The organism is Acidimangrovimonas sediminis (assembly GCF_002871005.1).
Taxonomy (GTDB): domain Bacteria; phylum Pseudomonadota; class Alphaproteobacteria; order Rhodobacterales; family Rhodobacteraceae; genus Acidimangrovimonas; species Acidimangrovimonas sediminis.
The window spans coordinates 23,881-39,988 of the sequence record NZ_PHSN01000028.1; the positions used below are offsets into that span (position 1 = coordinate 23,881).

At 67.8% G+C, this 16,108-nt stretch carries 16 protein-coding genes; 5 read left to right on the forward strand and 11 right to left on the reverse strand.

Features of this window, described 5'->3' with window-relative positions:
- Positions 1–251 precede the first annotated feature (251 nt).
- The 4 genes from ugpB (at position 252) to CVV76_RS20970 (ending at position 4,436) form a co-directional block, all read left to right on the forward strand.
- On the forward strand, positions 252–1,577 hold the full coding sequence (gene ugpB / locus CVV76_RS20955; protein WP_102226641.1) for a sn-glycerol-3-phosphate ABC transporter substrate-binding protein UgpB: 1,326 nt from the start codon (positions 252–254) through the stop codon (positions 1,575–1,577).
- Positions 1,578–1,644: 67 nt separating this feature from the next.
- Positions 1,645–2,523, forward strand: coding sequence for a sn-glycerol-3-phosphate ABC transporter permease UgpA (gene ugpA, locus CVV76_RS20960; protein ID WP_102226642.1), 879 nt, complete (start codon positions 1,645–1,647; stop codon positions 2,521–2,523).
- 10 nt (positions 2,524–2,533) lie between these two features.
- Positions 2,534–3,382 carry a sn-glycerol-3-phosphate ABC transporter permease UgpE gene (ugpE, locus tag CVV76_RS20965; RefSeq protein WP_102226643.1) on the forward strand — a complete coding sequence of 283 codons (849 nt, stop codon included), beginning with the start codon at positions 2,534–2,536 and terminating at the stop codon, positions 3,380–3,382.
- 4 nt (positions 3,383–3,386) lie between these two features.
- Complete coding sequence (locus CVV76_RS20970; RefSeq protein WP_102226644.1) at positions 3,387–4,436, forward strand: sn-glycerol-3-phosphate import ATP-binding protein UgpC; 1,050 nt, start codon at positions 3,387–3,389, stop codon at positions 4,434–4,436.
- 66 nt (positions 4,437–4,502) lie between these two features.
- On the opposite strand, the gene xseA is transcribed toward CVV76_RS20970, so the two are convergent.
- Complete coding sequence (gene xseA, locus CVV76_RS20975; protein ID WP_102226645.1) at positions 4,503–6,086, reverse strand: exodeoxyribonuclease VII large subunit; 1,584 nt, start codon at positions 6,084–6,086, stop codon at positions 4,503–4,505.
- An 82-nt stretch (positions 6,087–6,168) separates the two neighbouring features.
- On the opposite strand from xseA, the gene purD reads away from it, so the two are divergent.
- A complete protein-coding gene (purD, locus tag CVV76_RS20980) occupies positions 6,169–7,431 on the forward strand; it encodes a phosphoribosylamine--glycine ligase (RefSeq protein WP_102226646.1) in 1,263 nt (420 codons plus the stop codon).
- A 193-nt stretch (positions 7,432–7,624) separates the two neighbouring features.
- On the opposite strand, the gene clpX is transcribed toward purD, so the two are convergent.
- The 10 genes from clpX to CVV76_RS21030 all read right to left on the reverse strand — a co-directional run bounded on the left by clpX (position 7,625) and on the right by CVV76_RS21030 (position 16,067).
- Positions 7,625–8,896 carry an ATP-dependent Clp protease ATP-binding subunit ClpX gene (gene clpX / locus CVV76_RS20985; RefSeq protein ID WP_102226647.1) on the reverse strand — a complete coding sequence of 424 codons (1,272 nt, stop codon included), beginning with the start codon at positions 8,894–8,896 and terminating at the stop codon, positions 7,625–7,627.
- Positions 8,897–9,054: 158 nt separating this feature from the next.
- Complete coding sequence (locus CVV76_RS20990) at positions 9,055–9,687, reverse strand: ATP-dependent Clp protease proteolytic subunit (RefSeq protein ID WP_102226648.1); 633 nt, start codon at positions 9,685–9,687, stop codon at positions 9,055–9,057.
- Positions 9,688–10,110: 423 nt separating this feature from the next.
- The gene (locus CVV76_RS20995; protein WP_102226649.1) at positions 10,111–10,593 is read right to left on the reverse strand and encodes a hypothetical protein; all 483 of its coding nucleotides are present in this window, start codon (positions 10,591–10,593) and stop codon (positions 10,111–10,113) included.
- A 2-nt stretch (positions 10,594–10,595) separates the two neighbouring features.
- A complete protein-coding gene (locus tag CVV76_RS21000) occupies positions 10,596–10,982 on the reverse strand; it encodes a response regulator (RefSeq protein ID WP_102226650.1) in 387 nt (128 codons plus the stop codon).
- Complete coding sequence (locus tag CVV76_RS21005) at positions 10,973–11,881, reverse strand: CheR family methyltransferase (protein WP_102226651.1); 909 nt, start codon at positions 11,879–11,881, stop codon at positions 10,973–10,975. The genes CVV76_RS21000 and CVV76_RS21005 overlap by 10 nt, the downstream gene beginning before the upstream one ends.
- Positions 11,878–12,387, reverse strand: a complete 510-nt coding sequence (locus tag CVV76_RS21010) for a chemotaxis protein CheW (protein ID WP_102226652.1) — start codon at positions 12,385–12,387, stop codon at positions 11,878–11,880. The genes CVV76_RS21005 and CVV76_RS21010 overlap by 4 nt, the downstream gene beginning before the upstream one ends.
- Positions 12,388–12,391: 4 nt before the next feature.
- Positions 12,392–14,620, reverse strand: coding sequence for a chemotaxis protein CheA (locus tag CVV76_RS21015; RefSeq protein ID WP_102226653.1), 2,229 nt, complete (start codon positions 14,618–14,620; stop codon positions 12,392–12,394).
- On the reverse strand, positions 14,617–14,997 hold the full coding sequence (locus CVV76_RS21020; RefSeq protein ID WP_102226654.1) for a response regulator: 381 nt from the start codon (positions 14,995–14,997) through the stop codon (positions 14,617–14,619). The genes CVV76_RS21015 and CVV76_RS21020 overlap by 4 nt, the downstream gene beginning before the upstream one ends.
- Entirely contained in the window at positions 14,994–15,305 is a 312-nt protein-coding gene (locus tag CVV76_RS21025; protein WP_102226655.1) for an STAS domain-containing protein, read from the reverse strand. Before CVV76_RS21025 ends, CVV76_RS21020 begins: the two co-directional genes overlap by 4 nt.
- A gap of 219 nt (positions 15,306–15,524) precedes the next feature.
- On the reverse strand, positions 15,525–16,067 hold the full coding sequence (locus tag CVV76_RS21030; RefSeq protein WP_102226656.1) for a chemotaxis protein CheD: 543 nt from the start codon (positions 16,065–16,067) through the stop codon (positions 15,525–15,527).
- Between the last annotated feature and the right edge of the window lie 41 nt (positions 16,068–16,108).

Below are 16,108 nucleotides of genomic sequence, written 5' to 3' on the forward strand. Positions count from 1 at the left end.
CTACCCTCCCGTGCGCATCCTTACCCCGGCCCCGCGCGCTCCTCCTCCCGATGCGTGCGGGGCCACCCCTTTCGGCCACGTCGCGGCTGAGCAGGCCGCCCCTCCCCTCACGGGATGGGCGGCCTGCCGCATTTTCGGGCAGAGAACGAAAATCAACCGTTGTCAAACATACGCAAAACGAACACAAATGTGTCACAGACGAAGATTAGTCGTGACCCCAGTTCACGCGATCCTCAAAGGGAGGAAGTCCAATGATCCGCACTACCCTCGTCAGCGCGATGGCGCTGGCGGCCTCGATGAGCATGGCCCAGGCCAAGACCACCATCACCTGGTGGCACGCCATGGGCGGCGAGCTTGGCCAGAAGCTCGACCAGATCGTGGCCGACTACAACAAGAGCCAGGACCAATACGAGGTCGTCGCGACCTACAAGGGGTCCTACCCCGAGACGATGACCGCGGCGATCGCGGCGTTCCGCGCCAAGAAGCAGCCCGACATCGTGCAGGTGTTCGAGGTCGGCACCGGCACCATGATGGCCGCCAAGGGCGCGATCTATCCGGTCTACAAGCTGATGAAGGACACCGGGACCGAATTCGACCCGAAATCCTACCTGCAGGCGGTGGTTGGCTATTACACCGACACCGACGGCAACATGCTGTCGATGCCGTTCAACTCCTCCACCCCGATCCTCTATTACAACAAGGACGCCTTCAAGAAGGCGGGCCTCGACCCCGATCAGCCGCCCAAGACCTGGGCTGAAGTGGTGGACGATTCGAAAAAGATCATGTCCTCGGGCGCGGCCAAGTGCGGCTTTACCACGGGGTGGGTCTCGTGGGTGCAGACCGAGAACTTCTCGGCCTGGCACAACCAGCCGATCGGCACGATGGAGAACGGCTTCGGCGGGCTCGACGCCCGGCTGGTCTTCGGCAAGGACGAGGCGCTGGTGAAGCACTGGGCGAACCTTGCCAAGTGGCAGAAGGACGGGATCTTCAAGTACGGCGGCCCGGTGGGCGGCAACGACGCGCCGCCGATGTTCTATTCGGGCGATTGCGCGATGTACATGAACTCCTCGGCCTCGCGCGCCGGTGTCCTGATCAACACCAAGGGCAAGTTCGAGGTGGGCTACGGCATGCTGCCCTACTACAAGGACGTGAAGGGCGCGCCGCAGAACACCATCATCGGCGGCGCCACGCTGTGGGTGCTGGGCGGTCACGACAAGGCCGAATACAAGGGTGTCGCGGACTTCCTGCACTACCTGTCGTCCGCCAAGGTGCAGGCCGACTGGTCGCAGTTCTCGGGCTACCTGCCGATCACCCAGGCCGCCTATGACCTCGGCAAGAGCCAGGGCTTCTACGAGAAGAACCCGGGGTCGGACGTCGGGATCAAGGAAATCACCCTGAACACCCCGACCGCCAATTCCAAGGGCCTGCGCTTCGGCAACTACGTCCAGGTGCGCGACATCATCGACGACGAGTTCCAGAAGCTGCTGTCGGGCAGCGAGACCGCGCAACAGGCGCTCGACAACGTTGACAGCCGCGGCAACGACCTGATCGCCAAGTTCGAACAGGCCAACAAGTAAGCCTGGCACCAACATCTCGGGCCCGCGCCACGGCGCGGGCCTTTCCGCTTTCGCATCCGGCGCCCAGATGAAACGAACCCACTTCCGAAACAAGATCCTGCCCTACCTGCTGATCGCCCCGCAGCTGGCGATCACCATCGTGTTCTTCCTCTGGCCTGCCGGCGAGGCGGTGCTGCAGAGCTTCCAGCAGGAGGATGCCTTCGGGCTGAAGACAAGCTGGGTGGGCCTTGCCAATTACAGCGACCTGTTCAGCGACCCGGTCTACATCCAGTCGCTCGAGGTGACGGTCGTCTTCACCATCGCGGTGACTGCGGCGGCGCTGATCGTGGCCCTGCTGCTGGCGCTGGCCGTCGACCGCGCGGTGAAGTCGGGCCCGGCCTACACCACGCTGCTGGTCTGGCCCTACGCCGTGGCGCCCGCGGTGGTGGGCGTGCTGTGGTGGTTCCTCTTCAACCCCACGATCGGCATCCTGCCCTACCTTCTGTCGCTGGTCGGCTACCACTGGAACCACGCGCTGAACGGCACAGACGCGATGATCCTCGTCGTGATCGCCTCTGCCTGGCCGCAGGTCAGCTACAACTTCCTGTTCTTCGTGGCAGGGCTGCAATCCATTCCCGCCTCGATGCGCGAGGCCGCGGCGATCGACGGCGCGGGCCCGGTGAAACGCTTCTTCACCATCACCCTACCGCTCCTGTCGCCGACCACCTTCTTCCTGACCGTGGTGAACTTCGTTTACGCCATGTTCGCGACCTTCCCGGTGATCCACGCCACCACCAAGGGCGGCCCCGCCGGATCGACCGACATCCTGGTGTTCAAGGTCTACAACGACGGCTTCATCGGGCTGAACCTCGGCTCCTCGGCCGCGCAGTCGGTCGTCCTCCTGGTCATCGTCATCGCGCTAACCGTGATCCAGTTCCGCTTCGTCGAGCGGCGCGTCCAGTATTGAGGAGGCCCAGATGGTCGAAAAACGCCCCTTCCTGAACTTCCTCGCCCATGCCGTGCTGGTGCTCGGCGTGCTGATCGTGGCCTTCCCGATCTACGTGGCCTTCATCGCCTCGACCCACGGACCGACCGACTTCCTGTCGGGGCTGATCCCGCTGACGCCGGGCGACAACATGGTCAATACCTACGGCAAGATGATGACCGACGGCATGGCCTCGGCCGGCATGCCGCCGCTGTCGTTGCAGATGTTCAACTCGCTCATCATGGCCCTGACCATCGCGATCGGGAAAATCGCAATCTCCATCATCTCGGCCTATGCCATCGTCTATTTCCGCTTTCCCTTCCGGGGCCTTGCCTTCTGGCTCATCTTCATCACGCTGATGCTGCCGGTCGAGGTGCGGATCCTGCCGACCTACCACGTGGTGGCCTCGCTGGGCATGCTGGATACCTACGCGGGCCTGACGATCCCGCTCATTGCCTCGGCCACCGCAACCTTCCTGTTCCGGCAGGTGTTCCTGACCATTCCGGACGAGTTGATGGAGGCCGCGCGGATCGACGGCGCGGGGCCGCTGAAATTCTTCTGGGACATCCTCTTGCCGATGTCGCGCAACAACATCGCGGCGCTGTTCGTGATCCTCTTCATCTATGGCTGGAACCAGTATCTCTGGCCGCTGCTGGTGACCACGGATCCCTCGCATTACACCATCGTCATGGGCATCAAGCGGATGGCCGACGTGGTCGATAGCCAGCCGCAGTGGAACTACATCATGGCGACCGCCATCCTGGCCATGCTGCCGCCCGTGCTGGTCGTCATTCTCATGCAAAAGCTCTTCGTGAAGGGCCTGATCGAGACGGAGAAGTAAGACGATGGCGGCGATCACGCTGAAATCGGTCGGCAAGACCTATGCGGGCGGCGTCAATGCCGTGCGCGGCATCGACCTCGACATCGCCGACGGCGAATTCCTCGTGCTGGTCGGCCCTTCGGGCTGCGGCAAGTCCACCCTACTGCGCATGGTCGCCGGGTTGGAGACGATCACCGACGGCGAGATCGCCATCGGCGGCCGCGTCGTGAACGAGGTCGAACCGGCCGAGCGCGACATCGCGATGGTGTTCCAGAACTATGCGCTCTACCCCCACATGTCGGTGCGCCAGAACCTTGCCTACGGCCTGAAGAACCGCAAGATGGCGAAGGAGGAGATCTCCCGGCGGGTGGACGAGGCCGCGCGGATCCTGGAGATCGGCGCCTTCCTCGACCGCAAGCCCAAGGCGCTTTCGGGCGGGCAACGGCAGCGCGTGGCCATGGGCCGCGCCATCGTGCGCGAACCGTCGTGCTTCCTGTTCGACGAGCCGCTCTCGAACCTCGATGCCAAGCTGCGCGTGCAGATGCGGGGCGAGATCAAGCAGCTACAGGCGCGGCTGGGCACAACCTCGATCTACGTCACCCACGACCAGCTCGAGGCGATGACGCTGGCGCACCGTCTCGTCGTGCTGAACGGCGGCAAGGTGGAACAGGTGGGCACTCCGCTGGAGGTCTACCGCCGGCCGGCCTCGACCTTCGTGGCCTCGTTCATCGGCTCGCCCGCGATGAACCTCATGCCCGCCCGGGCCGAGGGCGCCGTGGCGCATGTCGGGGCCGCCCGGGTGCAGCTGGAGATCCCAGCCGAGGGCGCGATGACGCTGGGCCTGCGCCCCGAGGACCTGCGCGCGGTGGTGCCGGGGACGGAGGGCGCGCTGCATCTGAAGACCGCCTATGTGGAGGAGCTGGGCGCCCAGCGGCTGGTGCACGGCACGGTAGAGGGCACGCCCTTCGGCTGCGCCATGCCATCGGACGCGGCGCTGGCGGACGAGCTGTATCTGGCAGCCGAGCCGGGGGCGGCCCATGCGTTCGACGCGCAGGATGGCCGGCGGCTGGGTTAGCTTCGGCGGAAGGAGCGGGGGTTTCGCACCCCCCTACCCCGTGGAGTATTTTCGCCACGATGAAGATCAGAAGAGGGATCCCTGTTCGGGAGGCTCCTCCTTCGGCTTCTTCGGCGCGGCGCGCGAGGGGGCGGGCGTGGCGGCCCCTGCGGTCAGGCGGCCGTCATGGAACTCGATCTCGAGCGACTGAGCGGCCTCAGCTGCGGATTTCGAGGTGACGACATGGCCGTCGCCCCGAACTACGGCGAAGCCGCGTTTCAGGGTTTCCTGGTAGCCCAGCGTCGCCCGCATCCGGTCGAGCGCGTCGAGGCGGGTGCGCCAGCCCTGGGTCTGCGCCTCGGCGGCGATGGTCAGGCGGCGGGTCAGGCGGTCGAGATCGGCGCGCTTGCGGCCAGCGTCACGCAGCAGCGTGTCGGGGGCAAGGCGTTGGCTCAGCCGGCCAAGGTCGCGCCGGCCCTGCGCCGTCTGGCGGGTGAGCGCCGGCGCCAGGCGGTCGGCCCGGGTCTGGACACGCTCGGCGAGGCGCCGGGTCAGGTCGGTCAGCAGGCGCGGCCGGACGTGGGCCGCACGGGTGTTGAACTCGGCCCGCTTGCGGCCGGTGGCCTGGGTAAGGCCGGAAAGCAACCGGCCGGACCAAAGGTCGAGCCTTTGCCCCGCGGCCTGTGTCAGGGCCTCGGGCTGCGGCAGCAGGCGGCCCAGATCGCGCAGCCGCTGGCCGCGCCAGTCGAGCCCGCGCGACGTCGCCTGCCCGAGGCGGGCGTGAAAGGCATCGAGCGCCGAGAGCAGGTCGCGCCGCACCGGCACCGCCATCTCGGCCGCAGCGGTGGGCGTGGGCGCGCGCCGGTCGGCGGCGTGGTCGATCAGCGTCGTGTCCGTCTCGTGCCCCACGGCCGAGATCAGCGGAATGCGCGATTCGGCCGCGGCGCGCACCACCGCCTCATCGTTGAAGCCCCAGAGATCCTCAAGGCTGCCGCCACCGCGCGCCACGATGAGTACGTCGGGGCGCGGCACCGGCCCGCCCGGCTCGATCGCGTTGAAGCCGCGAATCGCCGCGGCCACCTCGGGCGCGCAGCGTTCCCCCTGCACCGCCACCGGCCAGATCAGCACATGGCGCGGGAAGCGGTCGCGCAGCCGGTGCAGGATGTCGCGGATCACCGCGCCGGAGGGCGAGGTCACGACCCCGATCACCTGCGGCAGGTACGGCAGCGGGCGCTTTCGCTCAGCGGCAAAGAGGCCCTCCGCCGCCAGCCGCTGGCGCAGCTTTTCCAGCATCGCCATCAGGGCGCCGGCTCCGGCGGGCACTATGTCGTCGACGATCAGCTGGTATTTCGACTGGCCCGGGAAGGTGGTCATCCGCCCCGTGGCGATCACCTCCATCCCCTCCTCGGGCTTCACGGTCAGCCGCGCGGCCTGGCCCTTCCAGCTCACGGCGGCCAGAACCGAGCGGTCGTCCTTCAGGTCGAAATAGACATGGCCGGAACGCGGCATCGATACGCGGCCCACCTCGCCCCGTACCCGGACGCGGCCGAACTCCCCCTCCACCACGCGCTTTACGGCGCCCGACAGCTCGGACACGGTGAATTCGGGGGCGTTCCCCGCCGTGTTTCCGGCGGTCGCCCCGGGCTCGGGGTCTTCGAAGAGGTCGGACATGCGCCGCTCGCTTGTGAACTGCTCGCGGGCACCTTAGAACGGCGCCGGAACGAGGGGAACCCATCGGAAAGAGGCGGCGGCGATGAACATCCTGATCCTGGGCGGCGGCGGGCGCGAACATGCGCTTGCCTGGGCGGTCAAGCAGAACCCGAAATGCGACCGGCTGATCGTTGCGCCGGGCAATGCGGGGATCGCGGCGATCGCGGAATGCGCCGATCTCGACATCATGGACGGCGCCGCCGTGGTCACCTTCGCCGAGGAGAACGCCGTCGATTTCGTCATCGTCGGCCCCGAGGCGCCGCTGGCAGCGGGCGTGGCCGACGCGGTGCGCGCGGCGGGCCTTGCCTGCTTCGGCCCCTCGCAGGAGGCGGCAAAGCTCGAGGCCTCCAAGGCCTTCACCAAGGCGGTCTGCGACGCCTGTGGCGCGCCGACCGCGGCCTATGCGCGCTTCACCGAAGCCGAACCCGCCAGGCGCTATGTCCGCGAACAGGGCGCGCCCATCGTGATCAAGGCCGACGGCCTCGCCGCCGGCAAGGGCGTGGTTGTGGCGATGACAGAGGCCGAGGCCCTCGAAGCGCTGGACGACATGTTCTCCGGCGCCTTCGGAGAGGCCGGCGCCGAGGTCGTGATCGAGGAATTCATGGAGGGCGAAGAAGCCAGCTTCTTCCTCCTCTGCGACGGCGAGACGGTGCTGCCGATCGGCACGGCGCAGGACCACAAGCGCGTGGGCGAAGGCGACACCGGCCCGAATACCGGCGGCATGGGCGCCTATTCGCCAGCCCCGGTGCTGACCGATGCCATAGCGGAACGCGCCCTGGATGAGATCGTGCGCCCTACCGTGGCCGAACTCGCCCGCCGCGGCACACCGTTCCAGGGGGTGCTCTACGCCGGGCTGATGATCAGGGACGGACAGGCGCGGCTGGTGGAATACAACGTCCGCTTCGGCGATCCGGAATGCCAGGTGCTGATGCTGCGCCTCGGCGCGCAGGCACTCGACCTGCTGCTGGCCTGCGCGCGCGGCGAACTGGCCGGACGCAAGGCACAATGGGCCGACGACCATGCGCTGACCGTGGTGATGGCCGCCGACGGCTACCCCGGCAGCTACGAGAAAGGCACCGAGATCAAGGGGCTGGACGACCTGCCCGAGGACAGCTTCCACATGGTCTTCCACGCCGGCACGGCCGCGCGCGACGGCAGGATCGTCGCCACCGGGGGCCGCGTTCTGAACGTCACCGCCCGCGGCACGACGCTGGCCGAGGCACAAGCCCGCGCCTACGCCATGGTTGACGGAATCGACTGGCCGCAGGGCTTCTGCCGCCGCGACATCGGCTGGCGGGCACTCTGACCCGCCGTCATCGCTGGAACCGATGGCACACCGACACCGCGGGGGTCCTTTCCGATCTGAAAGACCCCGTCATTTCTTCTGAGCGGAAATATCCCGGGGGGATGTCAGTGGCGCCCGCGCCAATGACAAAGGGGGGCAGCGCCCCCCTTCCCCTTCGCAAAAAGCTTGCGCGCCCACGGCGCGCTCCGCCGGATCAGCCGGCCGTCGCGGGCTCGCCCTTCTGGGACTTGGCGTAGATCAGCAGCGGTTTCGCCTCCGAGGCGGTCACCGCCTCCTCGTTCACCACAACTTCCTCGACGCTGTCCATGCCGGGCAGTTCGAACATCGTGTCAAGCAGGATGTCCTCCATGATCGACCGCAGGCCGCGGGCGCCGGTCTTGCGTTCGATCGCCCGCTTGGCGATGGCCTTCAGCGCGTCGTCGGTGAAGGTCAGCTCCACATCCTCGATCTCGAACAGCCGCTGGTACTGCTTGACCAGCGCGTTCTTCGGCTCTGTCAGGATCGTCACCAGCGCCGCCTCGTCGAGGTCGCCCAGCGTCGCCAGAACCGGCAGACGGCCGACGAATTCCGGGATCAGGCCGAATTTCAGCAGGTCCTCGGGCTCCAGCTCCTTGAAGATCTCGCCGATGCCGCGGCTGTCGGTCGCCTTCACCTCGGCGCCGAAGCCCATGGCCGAGCCCTTGTTGCGCTGCGCGATGATCCGGTCCAGCCCGGCGAAGGCGCCGCCGCAGATGAACAGGATGTTCGTCGTGTCCACCTGCAGGAATTCCTGCTGCGGATGCTTGCGCCCGCCCTGCGGCGGGACCGACGCGACGGTCCCTTCCATGATCTTCAGAAGCGCCTGCTGCACCCCCTCGCCCGACACGTCGCGGGTGATCGAGGGGTTGTCGGACTTGCGCGTGATCTTGTCGACCTCGTCGATGTAGACGATGCCGCGCTGCGCCCGCTCGACGTTGTATTCCGACGCCTGCAGAAGCTTGAGGATGATGTTCTCCACATCCTCGCCCACGTAACCGGCCTCGGTCAGCGTGGTCGCGTCCGCCATGGTGAACGGCACATCCAGGATCCGCGCCAGCGTCTGCGCAAGCAGGGTCTTGCCGCAGCCCGTCGGCCCGATCAGCAGGATGTTCGACTTGGAAAGTTCGATATCCGCCGACTTGGCCGAATGGTTCAGACGCTTGTAGTGGTTGTGCACCGCGACCGAGAGCACGCGCTTGGCATGCTCCTGCCCGATGACGTAATCGTCGAGCACCTGGCAGATCTCGCGCGGGGTCGGAACCCCTTCCGAGCTTTTCAGCCCGGCGGATTTCGTCTCCTCGCGGATGATGTCCATGCACAGCTCGACGCACTCGTCGCAGATGAACACTGTCGGTCCTGCGATAAGCTTGCGCACCTCGTGCTGGCTCTTGCCGCAGAAGGAGCAATAGAGGGTGTTCTTGCTGTCGCTGCCGGAGTTCGTAGCCATATCCATCCTCTGCGGCTGCCTGCCGGGCCCCTTGTCGTGCGGGGACCCCTTGCCGTTCCACCCGGGTTGGGGGCGGTCGGGTCAAAGTCTAGGGCAGCCACATAACCTTCACAATGCCCAATTTCCCGATCCGCCCGGGACGCCCCGGCGGACCTGCTTCACGATTTCTCGTCTTCCGCCTTGCCGCGGTCGGCCACGATCTCGTCGACGAGGCCCCATTCCTTGGCCTGTTCGGCCGACATGAAGTTGTCGCGCTCCAGCGCCGCCTCGACTGTCTCGTAGTCGTTGCCGGTGTGACGCACGTAGATCTCGTTCAGGCGCTTCTTCAGCTTCTGCGTTTCCTGCGCATGGATCATGATGTCCGTCGCCTGGCCCTGATACCCGCCCGAGGGCTGGTGCACCATGATCCGGCTGTTCGGCAGGGTGAAGCGCATCCCCTTCTCGCCCGCAGCGAGGAGGAGCGAGCCCATCGAAGCCGCCTGCCCGATGCAGACGGTCGATATCTTGGGCTTGATGTATTGCATGGTGTCGTAGATCGCGAGGCCCGAGGTCACGATGCCCCCGGGGCTGTTGATGTACATCGAGATTTCCTTCGAGGGATTCTCGGCCTCGAGGAACAGGAGCTGGGCCACGATGATGGTGGCCATCTCGTCCTGCACGGGGCCGGCAACGAAGATGATCCGCTCCTTCAGCAGGCGCGAGAAGATATCGTACCGGATCGAACCGCGGGCATTGGTCTCCTCGACGGTCGGGATGATGAAGCTGGTGAGTTGGCCAACGGGATCGAACATGTCCTGCCTCGACTTTGGGGCGTAGCTAGCCCGGCTGCGTTAAACGAGTCTTAGTGGTGCGCGCGCCCCCCTTCAAGGGCAAGCGGCGCCGACGGGCCGATCTCGGCCCAGCGGCGCACCCCGGAAAGACCCTTGCGCGGGCCCTGGCGGCGCGCGGCTGGCACCGGGCAGGTCAACGCGATGCCCCCCGGAAATCGCGATTTCGGACCGACGGGCGTGACCCGCCCCACACTGCCCCACACGGGGGCCAAGCTCCGCGTGCCCGAGCTGCGGCATACCCGCGCCCCCTTTTCAGAGCGGCAGACCCGTCCCGATTTCCCTCTACCGGTGCTCACTCCGAAGGCGCGGGGGGGCGGCGGGCGCCACCGTTCGGCATCACCTCTGCGGCCAGATCCCCTGTGGCATACGGCCACCGCGGGGGCCCTAGAAAATGCAGAGATCCTCATCCCCCCCGGTGGACGCCGCCGCCCGCGGCTGGGTGGGCCACGCTTCGCCCGGCGGATCGAGCAGCGCCCGCGCGAGGTCCCGCAAGAGGATTTCCTGCCGTGCCGCCGCGGTCTCGACCAGCAGCTCGCCGGGGATCGCCTCGGCCAGCACCGCCATGAACCGCGCCATGTTGTCGAGGACCTGCACGAGGCGGTCAAGCTCCTGCAGCCCCCGGGCCGGGCCCTGGTGGCCGGCCGCATCGGTGGCGGCGCGGACGGCGCGGAGCGCGTCGGGGGGGATCGCCCGGATCATGTCGCCATAGCTGTCCTCGACCAGCCGCCCGGCGGCATGGGCGGCGGCCAGCACGTCGGACACCCGAGCGGTCAGGGTCGACAGTTCGGCCCTGAGCGACCCTGTCACGTCGGCATCGGCGCACGCGGTTTCGGGGGGCGCGGTTTCGGGGGGCAGAACGGCGCGCATCCTCACAACGCCCCCACGACGGCCTGAATACAGGCGCGCATCTGCTGCGTCGAGAAGGGCTTGCGCAGGAAGTTGTTCATCCCCAGCCGCTGGCCGGTCTCGATGATCTCGCGGTCGGCGCGGCCGGTGACCAGGATGAAACCGATCCGGCTGGTCGCGCGATTCTCACGTAGCGCCTTGAGCAGGTGCAGCCCGTCCATCTGCGGCATGTTGTAATCCGAAATCACGAGGTGAACCGGGTTGGCCGCCAGCTTCGCCAGGGCCGATTTGCCGTCGGCGGCGTAATCGACCTGGCGGATGCCAAGCTCATCCAGCGCCTGCATCAACAGGCCCCGGCTGGTCGACATGTCGTCGACCACCATGATGCGGATGCTGTCCCTCAGCGCCATGTCTTTCTCCTTTCGGCATCCGCCGGATCTTGGGTCTCGTCGGCCATGCGGTAGCCGGTCGTACAGGTTGCGGTGAACTGGGCGGCAAGCGCCGGAGGCAGCCGCTCGGAATGGCCGATGTACAGGTGGCTGCCCGGCCGCATGACCCCCATGAAGCTGGTCCAGACCTTCTGCTGCGTCTCGGCGTCGAAATAGATCGTCACGTTGCGGCAGAAGATCGCGTCGAACGGGCCGCGCATCGGGAACGGGCGGATCAGGTTGAGCGGCCGGAAGTCGACGATCCGGCGCGCCGCATCGCCGATCCTCATCCCGTCCGGGCCGCGCACCGCCATCTTGGCGTCGACCCAGGCGGGCATCTGCGCCGAGGCCTCGCCCGAATACTGGCCCTTGCCGGCCGAGGCCAGCACCTCGGGATCTATGTCCGAGGCGAGAATACGCAGGTCGCAGCGTGCCGCCTCGGGCAGCGCGCGCAGCACGGTGAAGGCCAGCGAATACGGTTCCTCCCCGCTGGCGCAGCCCGCCGACCACAGCCGGACCCGCCCGCCGGCGCGGGCCCGCGCCACCAGGTCGGGCAGGACCTGCGTGCTGAAATGTTCGAAATGATGGGGCTCGCGGAAGAACCGCGTGACGTTGGTCGTCAGAGCCGAGATCATCTGGCGCTGTTCCTCGACGCCTTCGGGCCCGTCGAGGCGCCGGAGGTATTCGCTGAAAGTCGACAGCCCGAGCGCGCGCAGACGCCGCGACAGGCGGGAATAGACGTGATCTTGCTTGGCCGGCGGCAGCACGATCCCCGCCCGCGCATGGCACAGCGCGGCGATATGGCCGAAATCCTCGGGCGTATAGGCATATTCCCGGGCCAGCGGCCCAGGTTCCCCACCGGAGGGCGGCGCGTGGATCATGGTTGATCGCCCTCCTCGGCGGGCAGCAGGCGACCAAGGTCGATCAGCCGCAACAGGCGCTCGCCCTCGCAGATCACGCCGGCGATGAAGCTGCGCGCGACCTCCGAGGCGACCTCGGGCGTGGGGCGGATCTCCTCCTCCGGGATCGACAGGATGTCCGAGACCGCCTCTACCAGCAGACCGGTCATCTGCGGCCCGACCATGGCGATGATGATGACGTGGCGGTCGTCGCCCTGGGTCGCGCCAAGGCCGAGCCGGCGTGACAGGTCGACCACCGGCACGACCGACCCGCGCAGGTTCATGACGCCGAGCACGAAGTCCGGCGCGTGCGGCACGATGGTGGCGGCAGTGAAGCCGCGGATCTCGCGGATCGACATGATGTCGACGCAGAAGTCCTGCCCGGCGGCGCGGAAGGCCACCAGCTCCCGCAGCGCACCGTCACGACCCTCGCGCGGGGGGGCGGCCTCGCGGGCAGTCTGAGTGTCGGTCTTTTCCAGGGTCGTCATGGGGTTACCTCGCGGGTGTAAGGGCGGCGGGTTGGCTGGAAGGCGGGGCGGAGGCAGCCACGGCCGCCGCCACCGGAGAGACCGGCGCCGCCTGTGCCACCGCCTCTTCCGGGTCGATGATCAGGGCGATCCGGCCATCGCCGAGGATGGTGGCGGCCGAGATGCCGGCGACGTGGCGGTAATTCCCCTCGAGCCCCTTGATCACCACCTGGCTCTGATCCTTGATCGCGTCGACGGCCAGGGCGTAGCGGTTGCGGCTTTCGGTTTCGACCAGCAGCAGGATGTCCTGCGAGCAGGTGCCGGGCAGGCCGAAGACCTGGCCCAGGTCGACCACCGGGACGACCGTGTCGCGCACGGTGACCACGCGCTGATCGGGGCCGATTGCGTGGATGTCCTTCGGTCCCGGGCGCAGGGTCTCCACCACCGCGGTGATCGGCACGACCATCGTCTCGCCGCAGACCTCGATCAGGATGCCGTCGAGCACCGCAAGCGTCAGCGGCAGCGAGATCGAGATCACCGTACCCCTCCCCGGCGTCGAGTTGATCGAGATCCGCCCGCCGATCGCCTGGATCGTGCGCTTCACCACGTCCATCCCGACGCCCCGGCCCGACAGGTCCGAGACCTCGGTCGCGGTCGAGAAACCGGGCATGAACAGCAGCCGGTCGACCTCGGCCTCGCTGAGTTCGGCCGCCGGGTCGATCAGGCCCTTCTCGATCGCGATCGCGCGGACCTTCTCCCGGTTGATGCCGGCGCCGTCGTCGGCCACCTCGATCACCACGCGCCCCGAGCGGTAGGTCGCGGAGAGCGAGATCACCCCGCTGGCCGGCTTCCCCGCCGCGACGCGCTTTTCCGAGGTCTCCAGCCCATGATCCACCGCGTTGCGCAGGATATGGGTCAGCGGTTCCGCCAGCCGTTCGATCACGGTCTTGTCGACCTCGGTCGCCTCTCCCTCCGTCCGAAGCTGCGCGGTCTTGCCCGAGACCGCCGCGGCCTCGCGCACGATTCGCGCCATGCGCTGGAACAGCGGCTTGATCGGCTGGGCACGGATCGCCATCACCCGTTCCTGGATCTCCGAGGTCAGGTTCCGGAACGCATCGAACCCCGCGCCGATGTCGGAATTCCACGCGACGCCCGCCTCGGCCAGCTTCTGCGCGATCATCGCCTGGTGAATCACCAGCTCCCCCACCGCGTTGATCAGCCCGTCCACGCGCTCGAGATCCACCCGGATGGTGGCCGAGGCGGGCGGGGCCGAGCTGGCGCCCTGCGCGGCGCCGGGCGCGGATTGCGACGCCGGCGGGGCCGCGGACGCCGCGGTCGGGGCGACGGGGGGCGCGTCGGGGGCCACCCGGGCGGGAGCAGGCGGCGGCGGGGTGGCATCGGCCGAGCCTTCCGCAACGGTCGCCGGGTCTCTCGGGGCTGGCGCGATCTGCGGCCCGGCGTCGATTCCCTCCGCCCCGGCGGGTGGATCCTCATCCTCGCAACGGATCTCGATCTCGGCCAGGCCCTCGACGAATTCGAACACCTCCTCGATCGCGCCGCGGTCCTGTTCCGTCTCAAGCGTCAGCGCCCAGTCGAGATAGCCCTCCTCGGGGTCCAGCGTCGTCAGATCCGGCAGGCGCGCGGCCGAAACCGCCACCTCCAGCGTGCCGATGGCCGAAAGCGCCTCGAATAGGATCAGCGGGTCGTGGCCGTTCGCGTAAAGCCGGCGCGAGGCGGCAAAGGCGATGTGGAAGCGCTGCGCCCCCGGCCCCTCAAGCTCGAACGGCAGGGTCATCGGGACGAAGCCGAAATCTTCCTCTCCGCCCTCGTCTTCGGCAGCGGCCGGCGCCTCGGGCGCGCCGGACACTGCGGCCAGTTCCGCCATCAACGCGGCGACCGCGGGATCACCGGCATTCTCGCGCCCCTCCCGCGCAGCCGTGACATGGTCGGTCAGCATGTCGCCCGCCCGAAACAGCAGCGCCACCAGATCCTCAGTCGCCGGGATCTTGCCCGATCTGAGCAGGTCGAGCACCGTCTCGAAGGCATGGGCAAAGCGCACCAGCGCGTTCAGGCCAAAGGCCCCTGCCCCGCCCTTGATCGAATGCACGGCGCGAAAGATCGCGTGCAGTGCCTCCGGATCGGACGGCCCGCCCGCCACCTGCTCCTGCACCGATGCGAGACCGTCATTCAGCGCCTCCAGAAGCTCGTCGCATTCCTGAAAGAACGTGGTGCGGATATCGGGGGCGCCACTCATCCCGCGGCCCTCATCCCGGCGACGCGGTGGATGGCCGAGATCAGCCGCATCTCGTCGAACGGCTTGACGATCCAGCCTGTCGCACCCGCGTCGCGGGCCCGCGCCTTGAGGTCGGCGGCGCTTTCCGTGGTCAGCACGAGGATCGGCACCGCGCGGCTTTCATCCCGCGCCCGCGCGCCCTCGATGAAGCCGAAGCCGTCCAGCCTGGGCATGTTGATATCGGTGATCACCACGTCCGGCGCGGTCTGGCTCAGCTTGTCGAGCCCGTCCTCGCCGTCGACGGCGAGGTGGACCGAGAAGCCGGCAGCCGACAGCGCGGCGTTGAGCATCTCTCGGATGGTGCGGGAATCGTCGATGGCGAGGATCGTCAGGCTCATGTCGGGGCTCCTTCGAGGAAGGGGGTGAAGTCGAGGCCGAGCATCGCGGCCGAGGCCGCGAACCCCTCGGAGGCCCCGGCGATGGCGAAGCTCAGCCCATCCGCCTGCCAGCTGAGCGCGGCGGCCATCAGGACCTGCTGGCCGAGGCCGCCGATCCGGTCGACGGCCTCGGCCTCCACCGTCAGGGGCGCCCCCCGCGCGGCGTCGAGTTCGGCCTTGAGCGCGGAGGCACGCGGCAGGTCGATGACCGCGGGAAGGGTCAGCCGGCCTGGCGGCGCGGTCTCGGTCTTGCGGGGTCGCTGGGTCATGGCAGTCTCACGGGTTCTGGCGTTCGAAATCTGTCGTTCTGGGGTCTGGTATCTTGCAATCTGCGACCTGGATCCGGGCTTCGGCTTTTGGGCCCTCTGGGCCCGTCTGGTGGTTCGGTCCACGGCTCGGATCCGGTCTTTGGGGCTCGTATTTCGGCGTTCGGGCTTCGGCTTTTGGCTCGGCGCATCCTGCCGGGCCTGCGATCCGCCGCGCCGGTTTCAGAAAAAGGTGACGTCGTCCGGCGGGGCGCTCTTGAACGGGGCAGGGCGTTCCTGCGGAATGCGGGCATAGTCCTCCATCAGCTTGATCTGGGCCCGGCCCGTCGCGGGCCAGAAACGCACCCTGCGTCCCTGGCGCCCGCCCAGGCTTTCGGAGAGCAGCGCGATGCCTTCGGTCTGCAGGAACCGGTGGGCGAAATCGGCATTCGCCCGGCCGATGTCCTGCAGGCCATCGTGCATCTGCGCACCGCCAAACAGCTTGGCCTCCAGCCGCGCCTTGCGCGCCCCCACCTTCAGCAGTTCGTTGATCAGAAGTTCCATCGCCTGGGGGCCATAGCGCAGCAGGTCTCCCTGCCCCGGGCCGCCCTCCGGCAGAAGGAAGTGGTTCATCCCGCCTACGCCAGCGACCGGGTCGCAAAGGCAGGTCGCGACGCAGGACCCGAGGATCGTAGTGAACGTGTCGGCGGGATCCCCCGATACCAGGAAGTTTCCCTGGATCACGTGGCGCACCCGTCCGGTGGCGGGCTCGGACAGCGTGTTCATCAACAGATCTCCCCTTGTGCGGCGCGGTCATGCCGCCGGGT

What these genes read in the sequence shown, in the direction of transcription:
- CVV76_RS21005 (WP_102226651.1), bottom strand. Translation starts at nt 11,881, where the DNA reads ATGATCCACGCGCCGCCCTCCGGTGGGGAACCTGGGCCGCTGGCCCGG.
- CVV76_RS21030 (WP_102226656.1), bottom strand. Translation starts at nt 16,067, where the DNA reads ATGAACACGCTGTCCGAGCCCGCCACCGGACGGGTGCGCCACGTGATC.
- CVV76_RS21000 (WP_102226650.1), bottom strand. Translation starts at nt 10,982, where the DNA reads ATGGCGCTGAGGGACAGCATCCGCATCATGGTGGTCGACGACATGTCG.
- CVV76_RS21015 (WP_102226653.1), bottom strand. Translation starts at nt 14,620, where the DNA reads ATGAGTGGCGCCCCCGATATCCGCACCACGTTCTTTCAGGAATGCGAC.
- CVV76_RS21010 (WP_102226652.1), bottom strand. Translation starts at nt 12,387, where the DNA reads ATGACGACCCTGGAAAAGACCGACACTCAGACTGCCCGCGAGGCCGCC.
- purD (WP_102226646.1), top strand. Translation starts at nt 6,169, where the DNA reads ATGAACATCCTGATCCTGGGCGGCGGCGGGCGCGAACATGCGCTTGCC.
- CVV76_RS21025 (WP_102226655.1), bottom strand. Translation starts at nt 15,305, where the DNA reads ATGACCCAGCGACCCCGCAAGACCGAGACCGCGCCGCCAGGCCGGCTG.
- CVV76_RS20970 (WP_102226644.1), top strand. Translation starts at nt 3,387, where the DNA reads ATGGCGGCGATCACGCTGAAATCGGTCGGCAAGACCTATGCGGGCGGC.
- ugpA (WP_102226642.1), top strand. Translation starts at nt 1,645, where the DNA reads ATGAAACGAACCCACTTCCGAAACAAGATCCTGCCCTACCTGCTGATC.
- CVV76_RS21020 (WP_102226654.1), bottom strand. Translation starts at nt 14,997, where the DNA reads ATGAGCCTGACGATCCTCGCCATCGACGATTCCCGCACCATCCGAGAG.
- CVV76_RS20995 (WP_102226649.1), bottom strand. Translation starts at nt 10,593, where the DNA reads ATGCGCGCCGTTCTGCCCCCCGAAACCGCGCCCCCCGAAACCGCGTGC.
- ugpE (WP_102226643.1), top strand. Translation starts at nt 2,534, where the DNA reads ATGGTCGAAAAACGCCCCTTCCTGAACTTCCTCGCCCATGCCGTGCTG.
- ugpB (WP_102226641.1), top strand. Translation starts at nt 252, where the DNA reads ATGATCCGCACTACCCTCGTCAGCGCGATGGCGCTGGCGGCCTCGATG.
- CVV76_RS20990 (WP_102226648.1), bottom strand. Translation starts at nt 9,687, where the DNA reads ATGTTCGATCCCGTTGGCCAACTCACCAGCTTCATCATCCCGACCGTC.
- clpX (WP_102226647.1), bottom strand. Translation starts at nt 8,896, where the DNA reads ATGGCTACGAACTCCGGCAGCGACAGCAAGAACACCCTCTATTGCTCC.
- xseA (WP_102226645.1), bottom strand. Translation starts at nt 6,086, where the DNA reads ATGTCCGACCTCTTCGAAGACCCCGAGCCCGGGGCGACCGCCGGAAAC.